The sequence below is a fragment of the Candidatus Zixiibacteriota bacterium genome (assembly GCA_020853795.1).
In the GTDB taxonomy this organism is placed as follows: Bacteria; Zixibacteria; MSB-5A5; order CAIYYT01; family CAIYYT01; genus JADJGC01.
On sequence record JADYYF010000109.1, the window covers coordinates 64,477 to 82,262 of the forward strand.

Sequence of the window (17,786 nt, forward strand, 5' to 3'; positions counted from 1 at the left end):
TCATTCTCTCGGTTATCCGGCCAGTAGCCGTGACGACCACTCCTGATATGTCGTTCCCAATTCGGCCAGCGCCTTCTCCCCTTCGTCCGGTTTCGGCGGCTTGCCGTGCCACTGATACTTGCCATTCATAAACGACACCCCTTTCCCCATCCGCGTATGCGCGATGATCACCGTCGGCCGGCCCTTGGTGGCCAGCATCTCTTCGAATGCCGCGATGATCTGCTCCATGTCATGGCCATTGATTTCAATCACGTGCCAGTTGAATGCCCGCCATTTGTCCGCCAGCGGCGCGATATCCATGATGTCCACCACGCGCCCGTCGATCTGGGCGTTGTTGTAGTCGACAATCACGCCGAGGTTGTCGAGCCGGTAGTGTCCGGCAAACATCGCACTTTCCCAGCAGGAACCCTCCTGCAGTTCGCCGTCTCCCATGATGCAGTACACGCGCCGTGGGTGCTTATCCATCTTTGAGCCCTTGGCCACGCCGCTTGCCACGCCCAATCCGTGCCCGAGCGAGCCGGAGGAGATTTCAATCCCGGGCGTATCCAGCCGGTGCGGATGTCCCTGCAAATGGCTGTCAAGCTTGCGAAATCTCATCAGGTCCTTCTTCGGGAAGTAGCCGCATTCCGCCAGCACCGAATAATTGACCGGCGTGACGTGGCCGATCGAGTAGAAGGCAAAATCGCGGTCGGGCCAGGTCGGCTCCGCCGGGCGATGATTCAGAAAACGGAAGTACAGCGCTGTGGCAAAATCGGTGCACGACAGCGGTCCGCCGGTGTGGCCCGACTTGGCTTCGATCAACATCGTGATGATGTCGCGCCGGATTTCCAGCGCCTTGGCCCTGAGCTGGTCTATCGAGTAATTGAATGGATTCAAATCACCTCCGCCGTCTCCATTGGCAAAGCGGGAAGATACACCCGGCGCTGATAAAATCAACTGCTTTTAGACCGCAAGCGCGCTATCAATGCCCGCGCCTGGCGCTGCAAGTCGGTCAGCGAGCCGTTGTTGCGTAACACAAAGTCCGCCTTCTGCCGCTGCCGATACTTCGGCACCTGCCGCCGCATGCGTTTGGCCGCCTCGCGGCGATCGACTCCGAGTCGCTGCAGCCGCGCAAACTGCAGTGTGCGCGGCGCTTCGACCACCACCACGTAATCCAGCTCACGCTCCAGTCCCCAGTCGAAAATCAACGCCGCGTCAACTACGATCATCTTGGCCCGCCCGATCCGCTTCACCCGTCGGATTTGGGCGCGCAATTTCTTGAGTAGCTCCGGATGAACGATCTGATTGAGGCGGCGCGTGGAGTCCTCGCTGCCAAAGGCGAGCTTTCCCAGTTCGCTGCGGCGCAATCTTCCCTTTCCGTCGAGGATCTGCGATCCAAACGCCGTGGTCAACTTCCTGAGCGCCGGCGAGCCGGGGGCAACGACTTCACGGCCGATCAGGTCGCCGGAGATAATTGCGGCGCCGTAACGCCGCCACTCCTTGGCGACTTCCGACTTGCCGCTGGCAATTTGCCCGGTCAGACCGACGGTCAGCATCGCCGTTATTGTACCAGCAGTTGCCGTGCCAAGGCGATCCCTTCCTCGCCGGCGCGGCGGTACTCGTCCGGTTTCAGATTCTTCAGGAAAAGCACATTGAGATCGGCGGTGTATAAGTCGCGCCGGGGAAGCTTCTGGTCCTTGGCCAGATTTCCGGCGGCCATGTAGTACTTGCGCGCGTCGAGGTAATCTTCCTTCAGCCGGTAGACCTGCGCCAGATCATTGAGACACTCGATCACATCCGGTATTGCCCGTAGGTTGCGCCACATTTCCAGCGAGCGCGCCAGATATTCGATCGCCTCGTCGTACTTCTGTTCGTCGCGCAAAACCCGCCCGTAGATGCGGGTGGCGTACGCCGTGGTGCCGTCGATGACGTTGTTGTCCATCGAACTGCGCAGCGGCTCCAGATAGACGCGCGCCGAGTCGCGGACGCCGCGCCGCTCAAAGTAGTCGGCCAGACCGGCGCTGCCGATGTCGTTGAAATCGCTGCCATTGCGGCCGCGGTACGCCAGCAAGTCGCGGAAAACGCGCTGCGCGTAGTCGAGGCTGTCGATCTGCAGCGCGGCGAAGCCGAGCCCCGCCTTCGTAAACGCCACCTGGAAATCATCACTCAGCGCCGTCGCCGCCGCCAGGGCGTCCTCGCAGTAGGCAAAGGCCGAATCCTGAGCATCGAGCGTACGGTGATGCGTCGCGAGGACAAGGTCGGCCGCCAACTGCGCGGAGGCATCCCCCGTTGCCCGCCCGCGCTCCAGCGCCTGTCCGGCATAGTACAGCATCGAGTCCGCCTGCCCCCGCAGTTCGAACAATTGCGCCAGGCTGACTCGGCCAATAATCGACGCCGGATCGTCCGCAAGCACCTGGTACGACGATGCCAGCGCCAGCTCGAAACCGCCGCCGCGATTGAGATTATCGCGCGACCGTGCCAGGAACATCTCGCGTTTGACCAGCTGGTCCTCGGGCGCCGCGTTGGATGCCTTGTGATAATTCAGGATCGCCACGTCGAAGTAGCCGCAATTGAACGCCTGCCGCGCCAGGGTCATATATTCGTCTTTGGTCAGTTTTTCTTCGCGGTTCGACAGGGCGAAATACGCCCACCACCCGAAGGCAAACAGCACGACCACGCCGATGCCATACAACAGTCCCCGGTGGACCGCGCTCTTGTTGTGCCGATACCAGCGCCCGGGGTTGAAGGAGCTTTCCGGTGCGGGCTGTGTCTGTGGTCTCTTCTTCGTCATCGCTTACTTGCTCTCCAGCCAGTTGTCGCCGACGCCCATTTCCACCGTCACCGGCACCTTGAGCGTCACACAGTGTTCCATCCGGTCGCGTACGATGCCGCCGAGCTTTTCGACCTCGCTCGCCGCGGCGTCGAACACCAATTCGTCGTGTACCTGCATAATCATCATCGACTTCATCCCGACCAGCGCCCGGTCGATTTCGATCATGGCGATTTTGATCATATCCGCCGCTGTGCCCTGGATGATCGTGTTCACCGCCGTTCGCTCGGCGAATTGCCGCAACGAAACGTTTTTGGACTCGATCTCCGGCAAATAGCGCCGCCGTCCGAACAACGTCGTCACATACCCGTCCCGGCGCGCCGCAGCAATCGTGCTGTCAATGAACTTGCGAATCATCGGATAACGCGCGAAGTAGATGTCGATAAATTCTTTCGCTTCGGCCACGCTCATGTCCGACTGCTGCGACAGCCCAAAGGCCGTCACGCCATAGATCACCGCAAAATTCGCCGTCTTCGCCATCCGCCGTTGCTGCGGAGTCACATCCTTGAGCGCAACACCGTACACCTCGGAAGCCGTGCGCGCGTGGATGTCCTCGCCGTGCATAAACGACTCGACCAACGCCCCTTCGTCGGCAAAATGCGCCAGCACGCGCAATTCGATCTGCGAGTAGTCGGCCGTCAGAATCTTGTGCTGGCCGTCGGCGGGGATAAACGCCTTCCGAATCTGACTGCCTTCCTCCGTCTTGATCGGAATGTTCTGCAGATTCGGATCGGTCGAGGACAATCGCCCGGTGGTGGCCACGGCCTGATTGTACGATGTGTGCACGCGTCCGGTCGTCGGATTGACCAGCGCCGGCAGCGCATCGATGTAGGTCGATTTCAGCTTCTGCAGCTTCCGGAATTCAAGAATCTTGCGCGGCAGATCGTGGACCTTTGCCAGCTCCGTCAGTACGCCGACGTCGGTGGAGTACGCGGTCTTCTTGGCAGTCTTGCGCATTGGCTTGAGCTTGAGCTGGTTGAAGAGGATATCGCCCAACTGCGCCGTCGAATTGATGTTGAATTCGCGGCCCGCCAGCGTATAGATGTCGAAGGTGATCTTCTCCATTTCCCCTGCCAGCTCGCCCGACATCTTCTGCAAGAACGGCACGTCGATCCGCACGCCGTGCTCTTCCACCTTCGCCAGCACCTGGCACAGCGGCAGCTCGATGTCGTGAAGCAATTTCTGCGCGCCGATGGCCGCCACCTTTGGCTCCAGTGCTTTCACCAGCCGCAACGTGAAATCAGCGTCCTCCGCCGAGTAGAACGTTGCCTTGTCAATTGGCACCAAATCGAAGGTAATCTGCTTCTTCCCGGTCCCGATCAATTCCGTGATCGGCTGCATCTGATAATCGAAGTGTTTGAGCGCCAGCGCGTCCAATCCGTGCTGCCCGGCCGGATCGACCACATAAGACGCCAGCATTGGATCGTAATCGAAAGCGGGGATCTCGTAACCGTGCTGATGCAACACATGGTAGTCAAACTTGAAGTTCTGTGCGATCTTGCGAAGCTTAGGATTGAGAAAGAGCGGCTGCAACAGTTTGCGGCAAACCTCCGCGTCCAGATTCTTTCCCACGCGATGCGCCAGCGGCAGGTACCAGGCCCGGCCGTCCGCTACTGCCAGTGAGATGCCGACCAGTCTGCAAGTCAGCCAATCCAGGCCCGTAGTCTCGGTGTCGAATGCGAACTGGCCGGCGCGCTCGATTTCAGCGACGACCTTTTCGAGCGCCGCCGGGTTGTCGATGGTAAGGTAGTTTTGCGCCGTCGCTTCCCTCTGCTCCTCGGTCGGCTGGCCCAATTGCCTGATCAGTGAGGTAAACTCGAATTCCAGAAACAGCCCGCGCAAGTCCGCATTGTCGAGAGTCGGCACGCGCAACGCTTCCAGGTCGCAGTCGACTTTGGCGTCATATTCCAGCGCCACCAGTTGCTTCGTTAGCGCGGCGCGGTCGCGGAAGGCGATCAGCGACTCGCGCAGCTTCGGCTTGGTGATCTCTTCGGCGTTGGCCAGCACCGCCTCAAACGACCCGTATTCCTCCAACAGCTTGACCGCGGTCTTCGGCCCGACGCCGTCAACACCGGGCACGTTGTCCGAGGCATCGCCGACCAGAGCGAGATAATCGAGAATCTGTTCCGGGTAGACGCCCATCTTCGCTTTGACTGCCTCGCGATCGTACCATTCGCCGGCGTCGGACACCTTCTTCAAATTGAAAATCTTCGTCTTATCGTTGACCAGCTGCATCAGGTCCTTGTCGCCGGTGACCACGACCACCTCCCAGCCGGCAGCTTCGGCGCGCTTGGTCAACGTGGCGATGATGTCATCCGCTTCGTATCCCGGTTTGCGTAGAATCGGAATCTTCATCGTATTGAGCAGATGGTCGAGCCGGGGTAGCTGTTCTGCCATTTCGTCCGGCATCTGCACTCGATTGGCCTTGTATTCGGCGTACAGCTCGTGGCGGAAGCTCTTTTCCTTGGTGTCCTGGACGACCGCCAGATGCGTGGGGTTCTCCTTGGTCAGGATGCGCAGGATCGTGGCGGCAAAGCCAAAGACGACTGAGGTGTTTTCGCCCCGCCGCGTGCGCAACGGGTTTTGAGCGAAGGCGAAATAGGAACGGTAGGCGACAGCGGTGCCGTCGATGAGAAACAAGCGCTTGATCGACATCAATCCTCGCGATACAGACGATTGGCGTCAATATACGCGATTACCGATTCAGGCACAAGATAGCGGAGACTGAAACCGTCGCGGACGCGCTGACGCAACTGCGTGGCGGAAATTTCAATCAACGGCATGTCGAGACGCGCAAACGGAAAGGTCGATTGCAGATTACTGCCGGATCGCGGCGCCGCCACCAATTTGGCCAGCTTGATCAGTCGCTCCGGATCGTGCCACGTACCGACTTGTTCCAGACTGTCGGCACCCATCAGGAAATAGAACTCGGCGTCCGGAATCTCTTTGTGCAGCCGCTCCATCAAGGTCACAGTGTAGGATGGCGGCTTGAGAACTTCCTCGATGGCGGAAGCGCGGAAGCGATCGTTGCCGGCAATCGCCAGCCGGGTCATCTCCAGTCGATGCGCAAAGCCGGTGGGAATTACCTTGTGCGCGACCGCCGGCGCAAAGGATGGCACAAACAAGACCCGGCTGAGCTTCAACTCATCCAGCGCCGATTGCGCCAAAATCAGATGCCCGATGTGAATGGGATCAAACGCGCCCCCGAGTACGCCAATCTTTTCAGTCACCCTTCTCACCGTTAAGTTGCGCGGCAGCGGTGGAGTCTTTCGCCGCCCGCGCCGCGATTTTACTCTCCAGCTTGGCTTTCATCGCGGTCGCCTTGGCCGCTGCCGGCGCCTTGGGGAAGGCATTGAGCAGGTTGTTGAGCTTGTCGCGCGCGTCGGTAAGTTTGTTGTCCTTCTCGTCGAGCTTCGCCAACAGCAGCAGCGCTTCCGGCGCAAACGGCGATTCGGGGTACTCGGTCACCAGGTCTTCCAGGTACAGCCGCGCTGACACGCGATTGCCCATGCGATAATACTGCCGACCCGCCAAGTACTGCTTGCTGACCAGCTTCTCAATCGCCCGCGACAAGAGCTGTTCTCCCTCGCTGCGGCGGTCCGAGGCCGGGTAATCCTCCAGGAACGCTTTCAGTTCGCGGATCGCATCGTCATTATCGGACTGATCGAGACCAACGTGATTCGGCGCCGCTTCGAAGTACGACTTGCCGATCATCAGCGCGGCGTCATCCAACAACTCCGAGCGCGGGAAGGAATTGATCAAGCGGCGGAATTCGGCCACGGCCAGATGATAGTCCTCGTTGCCGAAGAACGTCATCGCGAAGTTATACTGGACGCTATCGATATAGCTCAGCCCCGGTGCGCTCAGCACCAGCCGCTGTAGCAGGGTCTGCGCCTTCTGGTACTTGCCCGCCTCCAGCTGCCGGAGTGCCTCGTCGTAGAGTACCCGCGGGTCCTGGCTCGATACCTGTGATTGCGAAGCGCATCCTGCCAGCAGCGCGGCCGTCAGCAGGAGCAATCCGATTGTGCGAAACTTCATCGTTCCCTTCCCAACTTCACCGTGAGGCGAAGAACAAATAGACCAGCGCCCCGGTGATGCTTACGACAATCCCCGGTTCGACGACGCGTTGAAACAATGTCGGCGGCAACTCGGGCGATAACAGACTCCCGGGAGCGCGCGCCGCCCGCGCCTGCTCGAAGCTGAGCGTGTCGCGCACGGCGACAAGAGTCACTCCCGCCGCTCGCTGCACTTCGCCGCCAGGCTGGATGGTGCGGCCGTAACCCGCCAGAGCAAAGACGCGCTCAACCTGTCCCTGTCGAAACAGGCCGGCGTCCGCATTGCGATAAGTAAGACTATAATCATTCACGTAGATCTGCAACAACAACTTCCCATCCCGTTCCTCACTCCCCAGATAGCCGGCAACTCCCTGGGCGTTCAGACGGCGCGCCAGGCCTTGGCGCAACGCTTCACCCAACGGGCCGGCGACGCTGTCGATGGCCACGGCATCACGAGAGCCGACCAGCAAAGTCAAGATCAGACTGTCGGAGAACGTATCGATGCCCCGCTCGACAAATTGGCGATTGTCGATCGTCCCGGCCGCCGCGACGGCGACCAACAGAACGATCAGTAGCAGGCTAAATAGTAGGATCCTCGAAATCGTACTTTGCACAGAGCTCCTGGTAGCGCGCCATCACCTTCCGCAGATACTCCGAGGGGATTTGCTCCCCGGCCTTCAGGCGCGTGCGCAAATTGGTCTCACCCCAATTATATGCAACCAGAGCCTTGCGAACATCACCGAATTTGAGGATCAATTCGAATAAGTAGCGGCTGCCCAGCCGGACGTTGTAGGCCGGGTCAAACAGCGAATCATTGCCGCGCCAGCCCAGGCCTGTGCGCCCCGCCACGTCGGCGGCCGTGGCCGGACGAATCTGCATCAAACCATGCGCCCCCTGATACGAAACCTGGCCGTTCTTCATCGAACTCTCGGTCAAGATCACCGCCAGCAGCAGGCGCGGATCATAAAGGTAACGCTTGCTCTCCGAGTCGATCACCGCCGCCAGTGTCCCGATCTGCTCGGTCGTCAGCCCGACCTGGAAGTCCTCAATCACTTTGAGAATCTGCAGCTTCTCTTCCAGCTCCGTAATCCGCTTCTGCTGGAAGTGAATCGTCTGGCGATTGTCGTAGTACTCGTAAACGAAATAGATGAGCACGCACGATTGGGCCAGATAAATCAGGAAGAACAGATAGGCGACGGGGCGCGAGAGTACGACTCCCAGTTTGCGTTCAAAACTCATCTCAACCTCCTAACGGGGGGTGACGACATACTCGCCGACGAAACCCTCCGGGGTGAAGTCAGCGACGCGCACCGGATGGAAGCCAAGCGGTTGCGGCTTGCCCGCCGGCACGCGGATCGTGAAGTCGATCTCGGGGGCATCGCAGTAAAGGCGGCCCGTCAACGACATCGACGACGCGTCAAACTCCTCGATCAGCACCGGCAACTCCCGGCCGATCAGCGAAGCGTTGAACTCCTCAGCGTTCTCATTGATCAGCCGCGTCAGCTCTTCCTGGCGCTGGCGAATGATACGCTGCGAATGTACGGTTTTGTAACGATAAGAAGCGGTTCCCTCTTCGTGGCTGTAGCCGAATACCCCGGCGCGATGAATCTTGTGCTCGACGACGAAATCGCAAAGCTCGTCAAAGTCCTTGGCGGTTTCGCCCGGGAAGCCGACGATGAACGTCGTGCGCCAGACCGTGTGCGGCAGCTTGGCGCGCAGCCGTTCAACCAGCTTCTCGATATGCTCGCGGTCGTAGCCGCGGTTCATCTTCTTCAGCAGTTTTGACGAGATGTGCTGAATCGGGCATTCGAGATATTGACAGAACTTCTCCGAAGACGCAAAGAAGTCAAGGATTTCATCGGTCAGGAAACGCGGGTGCAGGTAGAACGGCCGCAGCCAGAACCGGCCCGGCTTGTTCTCAATCATGGTCAACAGATCGAGCGGACGCCTGCCAAGGTCGAAACCGTAATAGGCCACGTCCTGCGCGATCAGATTCAGCTCGGCAACGCCGTGATCGAGCAGTCGATCAACGTCGGATTCAATCGCCTCCAGCTTGCGCGAGCGAAAATCGCCGCGCATCATCGGAATCGCGCAGTAGGAACAACGGCAGTCGCAGCCGTCGGCAATTTTCAGGTAGGCAAATGGCCGGTCGCGCAGCACCTGCACGGCATGCATCTCTTTATAGCGGCTCGGCGGCCGCGTGATGTAAGCCGAGTCGGCGTCCAGCACTTCGCCGATTTTCTCGAACTGGTCGATCCCGACCATTCCGTCGATTTCGGGGATTTCGGTCAGCAACTCGTTCGGGTAGCGCTGTGAGAGACAGCCGGAGACGATCAATCGCTGCTTCTTGCCGTTGGCACTCTTGACCGCCGCCAGCTTGAGAATCTCGTCAATTGACTCAGCCTTCGCCGACTGGATGAAGGCGCAGGTGTTGACCAGCAGATAATCCGCGTGCTCTGCCTCAGCGGTCACTTCGACGCCGCGCTGCTGCAAATGACCCAATATGACATCACCGTCTACCTCGTTCTTGGGACAGCCCAGACCCTTGAAGTAGACGCGTTTCTTACCATTAGATTTCAAGGAATACGGACCTCTTCTACGCCGGCTGGGGTTTTGAAACGAAAGTCTTCCGGCTTCAGAGTTGCGCCCAGCTTCCAGTCGTGGAAGTCCAGGCTGATCTTGTTGTCGTTGATGTCCCGATACATGACTCTTCTAATCAAGTAAGTCTCTGGGTCAATCAATACCTTCATCGATCGAACGTACTGGTCGTCCTTGAGCGAACGCAGGGACAGCCGATGGTACGGTTTCTTCTCGATCACTTCCGTGGAATCATAAGAAAGCTCGTAATGCTCCCTGAGTCTAAACAGATAATCAGCAGGAGTAACGAAATCGTCAAGTCTATTTGTGGGTTCCACGGTAACCTGACGATTTTCATCCGAATACGTCCACAACGTATCGCCATCGGAGACAAAGACTTGTTCTGGAGTTTCGATCCTGTACTTTTTTGGGTATGCCAGCTTCATCGACCCCGTTGTACGCTCGTCATCGAAGAACTCGCCAGTCGAAACCACCTGTTCAAACTTAACAGAAAAGGTCTTCTTTTCTGAATAGACTGCCTCAGACTTATCAGCGATTTCCTTGGCAGTGATTGCCATTAACAGCGCCGGCAGCAAAGCCCACCAGACCAATATCCGAATCAACATCGTGGTTTATACCGTCGTTCAGACTGAAGGTTTGTCTTTTTTGAGCTGGTCGAGATAGCTCCGATCGACCAGGATCTCACGTGCCTTGGAGCCATCGTAGGGACCGACGACTCCCGCAGCCTCAAGTTGATCCATAATGCGGGCGGCTCTCTGATATCCGATCCCCAGGCGGCGTTGCAGCAGCGACACCGATCCTTGTTTATGCCGGATCACTAATTCAGCGGCTTCGGGAAGCAGGACATCGTTATTATTGCGCTCGACGATCGCTTTCTCGGCATCCTCGGAGAAGGCGTCCATCGGTTTGGAATCGCCGGCATTCTCCTTGAGGAATCCTACAATCGCCTCGGTCTCCTCTGAGGAGACATAAGCCCCGTGAACCCGCAGCGGTTCCGGCTCACCCGCCAGAAGTAAGAGCATGTCTCCCTGCCCCAAGAGCTTCTCCGCGCCGTTGGCATCGAGGATGGTGCGGCTATCAACCTTGGACGCCACCTGGAACGCGATGCGGGAGCTGAAGTTAGCCTTGATCAGTCCGGTGATGACATCCACCGATGGCCGCTGGGTAGCCAGAATCAAATGGATCCCCACCGCCCGCGCCATCTGAGCCAGACGAGTTATCAGAAGTTCGATTTTTGACGCTGACGGCGACATCATCATGTCCGCCAGCTCGTCGACGACGATCAACAGGTATGGCAACTTCTCTGCGTCCTCGACCTTCGCGTTGTAATCGTCGAGCGAGCGCACCGACTGAGTCGCCAAACGACGATAGCGCTCCTCCATCTCATTGACAGCTCCGGCCAGCACCGATTCGGCCATTTTGGGCTTGGTAACAACCGGCCGCGCCAAAAATGGGATATCCGCATAAATCGACAGCTCCAGAATCTTGGGATCGATGAAGATGAACCGGAGCGTCTTGGGTGTGTGCCTGTACAGCAGGCTCGTGATAACCGCGTTCAGGCAGACCGACTTTCCTGAACCGGTGGCACCGGCAATCAGCAAATGCGGCATCCGGGCCAGATCAACCACATAGGGTGCCCCCATCGTGGTCTTGCCCAGCGCCAGAGGCAGTTTGTATTTCGATCGTTGGAAGGCGTCGGAGTTGATTATCTCCCGCAAATAGACCTTCTGGGCTTTGCGATTGGGGATTTCAACTCCCACCGCCGATTTCCCCGGTACTGGAGCGATAATGCGAATCCGCGAAGCTTTGAGTGCCAAAGCCAGGTCATCGGCAAGGTTGACGATCTGATTAATCTTGATGCCGGGGGCGGGCTTGAACTCGAAGCGCGTGATGATCGGCCCGGGGAATTTCTCGAGGCTGTTCGGAACGTACTCGACCCCGAAGGTCGTCAAAGTCTGGAGCAATGCGGCGCCGGTATCATAGAGGTCCATCACCGACTCAGATGGCTCGCCCAACGGCGGCATCTGCAGCAAATCGAGCGGCGGCATCAGGAAGCCGTCCTTGGAGACCCGCGTGGCGCGGACAATCTTGATCTTGCGCTTTTCCGCCTGATCCTCCAGCCGCAACGGCAACTGCTCCGGTTCCTTCCGCGGTGGGGGTGGTGTAACGGGCACTTCGTACACCGGTATCGCCTCCTCAGCGACTGGCTGAGCAGGATGCACCTCCGGTTCAAGCTCCGGTTCGATTGCCTTGGGAGGTCGCTTGATAAGCTCCCTCAGGCTCCCCATCCAAGTCTTCGACTGCTCCTTGAGATGAAACACTGCCGTCTTGGAGGAGCGCCCCGCAACCGATACTCCCGTGTCAAGACCCTTACGGATCGTTCCCGGCCGGAAGGGGACGATGGCAAAGAACAGAAAGATCAAGGTTGCGCCGAGAATTGCGAATCCGCCGGCGACGGCAAAAAGCGATTTGATCACCTGGGCGATCGACAGACCCAGCGCTCCGGACAGGCTGACCGTCAACGTCTCGGCAATGTGGGTGTTACTCAAGTCAAGCAGGTGGAGCAGCGTGCCCAAAACGAACACGAATGCAAAAACCACCAGCATCTTATTGCGAATCCACGAAGTCTGGTAGCCGAAGAGCATCTTCCAGCCGATCAGTATCAATACGAAGGTCAGAATAAAGGCGGAGCGGCCGACGCCGCGCAGAGTGTATTCTGCCACGAACGCACCGACGATTCCGGCAGCGTTTTCAACCCGCACATCAAGAAGCTCTGAGAAAGACAGTGAGCGTGGCTCGGGAAGTTCTTCATTGACGAGACTCTGCTCGCCTTGAGCCTGTGCCTGCTCCTGTTGGGCGGCGATTTCCAGCTCATCGCGATAGTCCCCCTCGCTGATGAGATAATCGGGGTCTTCACCGATGGTGGCCGGTGCGGCGGGCTCGGCGGGCGTAAACTGCTCAATGTCGCCCTGATGGTAGCTGGCGAGCGAGAGGAGCAGGAAGATCGCCAGGACAATCAACAGGAACCCGGTGATTTCGGGACGATTGCCGGCGTGGAAAAAGGACTTTACACCCATAGCGCCAAATCTACCCGCTGTTTATGCGGGCGTCAACAAGAACAAAAAAATTGCGGATGGCAGGAGAACAGCTGCCGCCTTGGACCCGACGTTTGTGGTCCCGACTGATGAAGCTTGGCGATTATTGCTGGAAAGCGCCGATCCCGCCGAAGAGGGCGTCGCGGATGCCTGATTCCGACTTCTCGAACTTGATGTCAGGAAGCAGCTTGACGTTGATCTTGAAGTAGTAGCCTTGGCGCGAGCCATCTGGAATCCAGGTGAAGCTCCCCTCCCAGCAATGGAGATCGCGATAAAGCTCGACGACGCGCTCCGTGCTTTCCTTGCCCCGGACATTATAATTCTGACGATACTGCAAGCGCCAATTCTTTGACGGCGAAAACGAGACCGCGAAGTCGATCCAGTGCGAAATCGAGGTGCGGCCGTCGATGAAGCGGTTTTCGCTGTAGCGCTCGGAGATCGAGTACTGCACCCGTGATTTCCCTGCCGCGGCCTCGGGGTCAAGCGGATTGGCCGCGATCGCCTCTCCCCGTCCGATCGGGAACATAAACGCCCCCGCGTAGCCGGTGCTGATACTGACCGTGCGCAGATAAGGACTCCACCAGCGCAGATCGCCGGTGCTCGGATTATACAGATCGTGGGTCATCGTCACCTGCATCGTCAGATTACGGATGCTCGGAGACCGCAGACTTGAAGTCACATTCGACCACTTGCGCGTCGACGCCTCGAGGTTGTAGTTGGCGGAAATGTCGTAGTTCAGGAGACCGACTTTGATCTCTTTGTCGCCCTTCATATACTTCAACTGGAAGGTATTGCTGACGCTCAGGCTGAGCGACCGCGAGCGTGAACCGCCGCCGCCGTAACCGGTGAAGCGGGCATACTCCTGGTTGCGCGTAATCGCCGGCTGGTAGTTGAAGGACACGTTGGGCGTGATGACATGCCGCAAGCCCACAATGCCGAAGACATTGGGCGCAACCGTGCCGTAGAGATTGGTCTGCAGGCTGACCGACGACGACCAGCTTTGGCGGCTGTGCAACGAATTGGTCTGCAGGTCGGCACTGTCGGCCTGGTCCGAATACGGCAAGTAGTACCAGTCGTCGCGGAACGAGATCGACGGCGACAAGGTCAGCACGCCGGCAGCTTTGAGCGGCGCATTCAGGCGCACCCCCTGGTCGAAGACGGCGTACTTCTTGCGCGAAGCCAGGCCATTGACCTCGAACTTGCTCCGCGAATTCTGCAGTCGGTTGTCGTAGGCGAAGTAGATGTCGTGATACCAGCGTTTGTCGGCCGTTTCCTTGGGTGAACCGAATAACTGGCGTTGCGGCAGGCTGAAGCTTACAGTGGGCAGGCGCTCGGAATGCGAATTGCGGTCGAGGTCGCGGGTCTGATCGACCGCCGCCGATAGCGAAGCCCGTTCCCAACTCTTGGAAATACTCATGTTCGAGGTGATCTGGCGCTGGAGACGATTGCTCAGGTCGGTAGAGTAATCAGTGAAATAGCGACTATCGGAAACGAATGTGCCGGAACCGGAAATCTTCACCGTTGGATCGAGCGTCTGATTGTGCGAAAACGTCAACTGCCCGCGCGTGCGCCGGGCGCGGTTAGTCCCGGAAAACTCGGTCTCGCGCGTGTATGAGCCGGAGATCGCGCCGCTGAGTTTGTAACGCACCGCGTAGCGCGCGCCGGCATTGAATTTCAGACCGAAGTCGGAGACATCCACCGAAGTCTTCAGGTCCCAGTAGTCGCTCATCGCCCAGTAGTAGCCGATATTGTTGACGAACCGCGAGCCGCGCTCAAAGTTGCCGATCTGGAACGGCAGGAAGCCGGAGTGGCGATCCTTCTTGATCGAAAAGACAAAATACGGCAACGCCAGCACCGGCAGCGTCTCGACGTAAAGCACCACCGGCCGCGCAAAGACTTTGTCGTCGGTCTTCAGCTTCATGCTCTTCGACGCGAAATGAAAATGCGGGTTGGAATCGTCGCAGGTCGTGTACCAGCCGTCTTTCACCAGGAATTCCCCTTCTTCCTCCTTGCGCAAGTCCTGACTCGAATAGTACGCCTGCTCCAGCTTGGTGCGGCTCTCCTTGATTTTGCCGCGGCGCGTGTTGAGATCGAAGACAAGCTGATCGCCCGTGATCGCCTCCGGACCGTCGCGTAACGTGAGCGGAACATACCTGTGCGCGGCGGTGTCATCCTCGGCGTAGGCGTAAACAATCTTGCTGTTGAGATGATAGTCGATGCGATCCGCCTGTAGATTCATGCGCTTCTGCGTGACCTCGGCGGCCGTGTACAGTTTGATGATATTGTCGGCAATCTTGAACTTGATGCGGTCGGCCTTGTACGCAATCGTATCGACCGCCGTGACCTTGCCCAGCGAATCGCGGGCAGCGTCAGTCATGTAGTCGCCCTCCGCCGAAGTCACCACGGAGACTTCACTGAGTTGCCCGTTGATGAAGAGCAGCATCGTGGAATCGCCGGAGGCGACATTGCTGCTGCGCGCGGTGGTGTCCTCCGGCGCCGGCGTGTAGTAGGTGAAGCTGTTCCCCTGCGCCTTGATGACGTGGAGGAGGTCATCGGCAAAGAAGAAGTCGATCCGGTCAGCCGTAAGACGGCTCTGGTTGTACACGATCGTGTCGAGATCGGCCGCGGCCGGCTGGCGGAAAATCGCTTCGCCCTTTTCGTAGACTTCAATTTTCTCCAGATTCTTCTCGCGCGACTGGATGATCATCCGGCGGCCCGATAGTTCGCTGGCACGCTGCGAGGCGTGCACCCTGCCGGTTAGCGTGATCTCTTCCCCGTCGATGCTCATGCTCGCCGTGTCGGCGGTCGCCTTCAGCGAACCCTGGAGAATCTTCACGGCTCCGGTGGCGTCGACGCGCTCCTCTCTGGAAAACATGCGGATCGTGTCGGCGGTGACTTCCGTCGGCACCCGCGGCTGGTCGAAGTCAACCACCAATTGGGGCTGGTCGGTGATAAGCATCGCCTGTTCGCGATCCTGGAAGATCGCTTTGCCGCCGGCAACGCGGACGTGGCGACGACGGTCTTCCACCACGACGCGACCCCAGGCGCGGGCGATTTCGGTGCGCTGATCATAGTACAGGCTATCGGCGCCCAAAATGCGCCCCGGCTGCTCGATCCGGACATTGCCGATTAGCCGGACATACTCCTGCGCCTCGTAAAGCACGGCATAGTCGGAGCGCAGATCGCTGGAATCCTTGACGAAGTGCACGTTGCCGATGAATTCCACCACATTGCCGATGGCCGTTTGCGTCGAGCGTAACTGGTCGGAGCCTTCGATACGGATCTTGCCGGCATGAGTGGTGCTCGGAATCGCAAGCAGCAAAAGGAGGGCAAGAGACGGCAGTCGATGCATGAACGTAAGTAAGGTGTTGTCAAAGGATTATACAATTCAGAAATGGGATAGCGGCGGCCAAGTTGATAGCACAGTGGCTTTGGCTTGCCTGCCCAATTGGAGATGTCTGCCAGATGCGGAAGGGCTGCCCGGCGCTCACTCGGCGCGAACGTGATTGCGCAGAATCCCGACGCCTTCCACCTCGACCTCGACAATGTCACCATCCTTCATCGGGCCGACCCCCTCCGGCGTGCCGGTAACGATCAGGTCGCCGGGGTTGAGCGTCATGACATGGCACATAAACGAGACCAAGCGCGGGATCGGGAAGATCATGTGCCGGCTGTTGGAGGATTGTCTCGTTTCACCGTTCAGGCGCGACGTGACATTCAACTCGGTATAGTCGAGATCGGTGACCAAATACGGCCCGACCGGGCAGAAGGTGTTGAAGCCTTTGCCGCGCGTCCACTGCACGTCCCTCTTCTGCAGGTCGCGGGCAGTCACATCATTGACACAGGTAACGCCGAAGATATTGCCGCGGACTTCGTCGGGATCGAGTTTGTGGCAGGTGCGCGCAATGACGATGCCGATTTCGCCTTCGTAGTCAACGCGTTTGCTCGCCGCCGGCATCAGGATCGTCTCCTCCGGACCGATCAATGCCGTCAACGGCTTCATAAACGTGACCGGTTCTTCCGGCACCGCATTCGCCGACTGGCTTTCCTTCACATGATCGGCGTAGTTCAACCCGACACACACGATTTTGGTCGGCGTAACCGGCGGCAAGAGCTTGGCTTTAGCCCGCGGGATGCGTTCGTCGGTCAGCTTGTGTTCAGCAAAGAGATCGCCGGTGATGATCCGGACAGTGTCGTTCTCGACCAGACCCCAGGTTGCGGCGCCATGGAAGTGAAAACGGCAGTACTTCTTACTCATCGAGCAGTCCTTTCACATGTTGAACGACGGAGCGGCCCAAGGCATCACGATCATAGCCGCCTTCAAGAAACGAGATAACCTTGCCGCCGCAATACTGATTCGCAACCGAGCAGATCATCTTCGTGAAATGGTAGAAATCGAGATCATCAAAGCGCAACGCCGCCAACGGGTCGTCTTTGTGCGCGTCAAAGCCGGCGGAAACCAGGATCAACTCCGGTCGAAACGCGGTCATCGCTTCGCGCCACACCGGTTCGACCAGCTTCAGCGCGCTGTGGCCTTCGGTGCCGGCATCGAGCGGAAAATTCAAATTCAGACCGCTCCCCTTGCCCTTCCCGGTTTCATGCGCGCCGCCAGAACCGGGATAGAAGGGCCATTGGTGCAGGCTGGTGACATGAACCCGATCATCCTCATAGAAGGTCGACTGCGTCCCGTTGCCGTGATGGACGTCGAAGTCGAAAATGGCGATGCGGGAAAAATTCAGTTTCTCCAGTGCGAAGACCGCAGCCCCGGCAACGTTATTGAGCAGGCAGAAACCCATCGCGCGATTGTGCTCGGCGTGATGTCCGGGCGGTCGAACGGCACAGAACGCGCGGTCGATGTCCCGATGGGCGACCCTCTGCAGCGCCAACAGGCCAGAGCCGAAAGCGAGCAAGGCGGCGCGCGCCGAGTGCGGATTGACGTAAGTATCGGGGTCGATCAGGCGCAAGCCCACCGGCTTGAGATTCACCATGGCGTGAGCATAATCGCGGTCGTGACAGAGGCTGATCTCCTCGATCGTCGCCGGGCGCCCTTCCAACCTGACCATCTGGTCCATGACACCGGTATCGACGAGGGCACTTTCCACGGCACGCAAGCGGTCCGCGTTTTCCGGGTGGCCGTCGCAGTCATGGAGGAGACAATCGGGATGGGAGATATAAGCGACGCGCTTCATGATTGACAAGATCGACAAAACCGGCGGGGTTGCGCAAGCC

14 protein-coding genes are annotated in these 17,786 nt (G+C 58.6%); all 14 read right to left on the reverse strand.

The window, feature by feature from the left end; genetic code table 11:
• Nucleotides 1-12 precede the first annotated feature (12 nt).
• The 14 genes from IT585_08730 to IT585_08795 all read right to left on the reverse strand — a co-directional run bounded on the left by IT585_08730 (nt 13) and on the right by IT585_08795 (nt 17,746).
• Nucleotides 13-855: a transketolase gene (locus IT585_08730; protein ID MCC6963322.1), complete on the reverse strand. Its 843-nt coding sequence runs from the start codon at nt 853-855 to the stop codon at nt 13-15.
• Nucleotides 856-932: 77 nt separating this feature from the next.
• A complete protein-coding gene (locus IT585_08735; GenBank protein MCC6963323.1) occupies nt 933-1,535 on the reverse strand; it encodes a dephospho-CoA kinase in 603 nt (200 codons plus the stop codon).
• A gap of 5 nt (nt 1,536-1,540) precedes the next feature.
• The gene (locus IT585_08740; GenBank protein MCC6963324.1) at nt 1,541-2,770 is read right to left on the reverse strand and encodes a tetratricopeptide repeat protein; all 1,230 of its coding nucleotides are present in this window, start codon (nt 2,768-2,770) and stop codon (nt 1,541-1,543) included.
• A gap of 3 nt (nt 2,771-2,773) precedes the next feature.
• Complete coding sequence (gene polA, locus IT585_08745; GenBank protein ID MCC6963325.1) at nt 2,774-5,464, reverse strand: DNA polymerase I; 2,691 nt, start codon at nt 5,462-5,464, stop codon at nt 2,774-2,776.
• Nucleotides 5,464-6,039: a nicotinate (nicotinamide) nucleotide adenylyltransferase gene (nadD, locus tag IT585_08750; protein ID MCC6963326.1), complete on the reverse strand. Its 576-nt coding sequence runs from the start codon at nt 6,037-6,039 to the stop codon at nt 5,464-5,466. The genes polA and nadD overlap by 1 nt, the downstream gene beginning before the upstream one ends.
• Nucleotides 6,032-6,847 (reverse strand): outer membrane protein assembly factor BamD, encoded by an 816-nt coding sequence (gene bamD / locus IT585_08755; protein ID MCC6963327.1) that lies wholly within the window; start codon nt 6,845-6,847, stop codon nt 6,032-6,034. The genes nadD and bamD overlap by 8 nt, the downstream gene beginning before the upstream one ends.
• A 16-nt stretch (nt 6,848-6,863) precedes the next feature.
• On the reverse strand, nt 6,864-7,478 hold the full coding sequence (locus IT585_08760) for a hypothetical protein (protein ID MCC6963328.1): 615 nt from the start codon (nt 7,476-7,478) through the stop codon (nt 6,864-6,866).
• A complete protein-coding gene (locus tag IT585_08765; protein MCC6963329.1) occupies nt 7,444-8,103 on the reverse strand; it encodes a lytic transglycosylase domain-containing protein in 660 nt (219 codons plus the stop codon). The genes IT585_08760 and IT585_08765 overlap by 35 nt, the downstream gene beginning before the upstream one ends.
• 9 nt (nt 8,104-8,112) lie before the next feature.
• Nucleotides 8,113-9,444, reverse strand: coding sequence for a 30S ribosomal protein S12 methylthiotransferase RimO (rimO, locus tag IT585_08770; protein ID MCC6963330.1), 1,332 nt, complete (start codon nt 9,442-9,444; stop codon nt 8,113-8,115).
• Complete coding sequence (locus IT585_08775) at nt 9,441-10,067, reverse strand: outer membrane lipoprotein carrier protein LolA (GenBank protein MCC6963331.1); 627 nt, start codon at nt 10,065-10,067, stop codon at nt 9,441-9,443. Before IT585_08775 ends, rimO begins: the two co-directional genes overlap by 4 nt.
• An 18-nt stretch (nt 10,068-10,085) precedes the next feature.
• Complete coding sequence (locus tag IT585_08780; GenBank protein ID MCC6963332.1) at nt 10,086-12,539, reverse strand: DNA translocase FtsK 4TM domain-containing protein; 2,454 nt, start codon at nt 12,537-12,539, stop codon at nt 10,086-10,088.
• Between the two features lie 121 nt (nt 12,540-12,660).
• Nucleotides 12,661-15,909 (reverse strand): LPS assembly protein LptD, encoded by a 3,249-nt coding sequence (gene lptD, locus IT585_08785; GenBank protein MCC6963333.1) that lies wholly within the window; start codon nt 15,907-15,909, stop codon nt 12,661-12,663.
• Between the two features lie 135 nt (nt 15,910-16,044).
• Nucleotides 16,045-16,815, reverse strand: a complete 771-nt coding sequence (locus IT585_08790; protein MCC6963334.1) for a fumarylacetoacetate hydrolase family protein — start codon at nt 16,813-16,815, stop codon at nt 16,045-16,047.
• On the reverse strand, nt 16,808-17,746 hold the full coding sequence (locus IT585_08795) for a histone deacetylase (GenBank protein MCC6963335.1): 939 nt from the start codon (nt 17,744-17,746) through the stop codon (nt 16,808-16,810). Before IT585_08795 ends, IT585_08790 begins: the two co-directional genes overlap by 8 nt.
• Nucleotides 17,747-17,786: the final 40 nt, after the last annotated feature.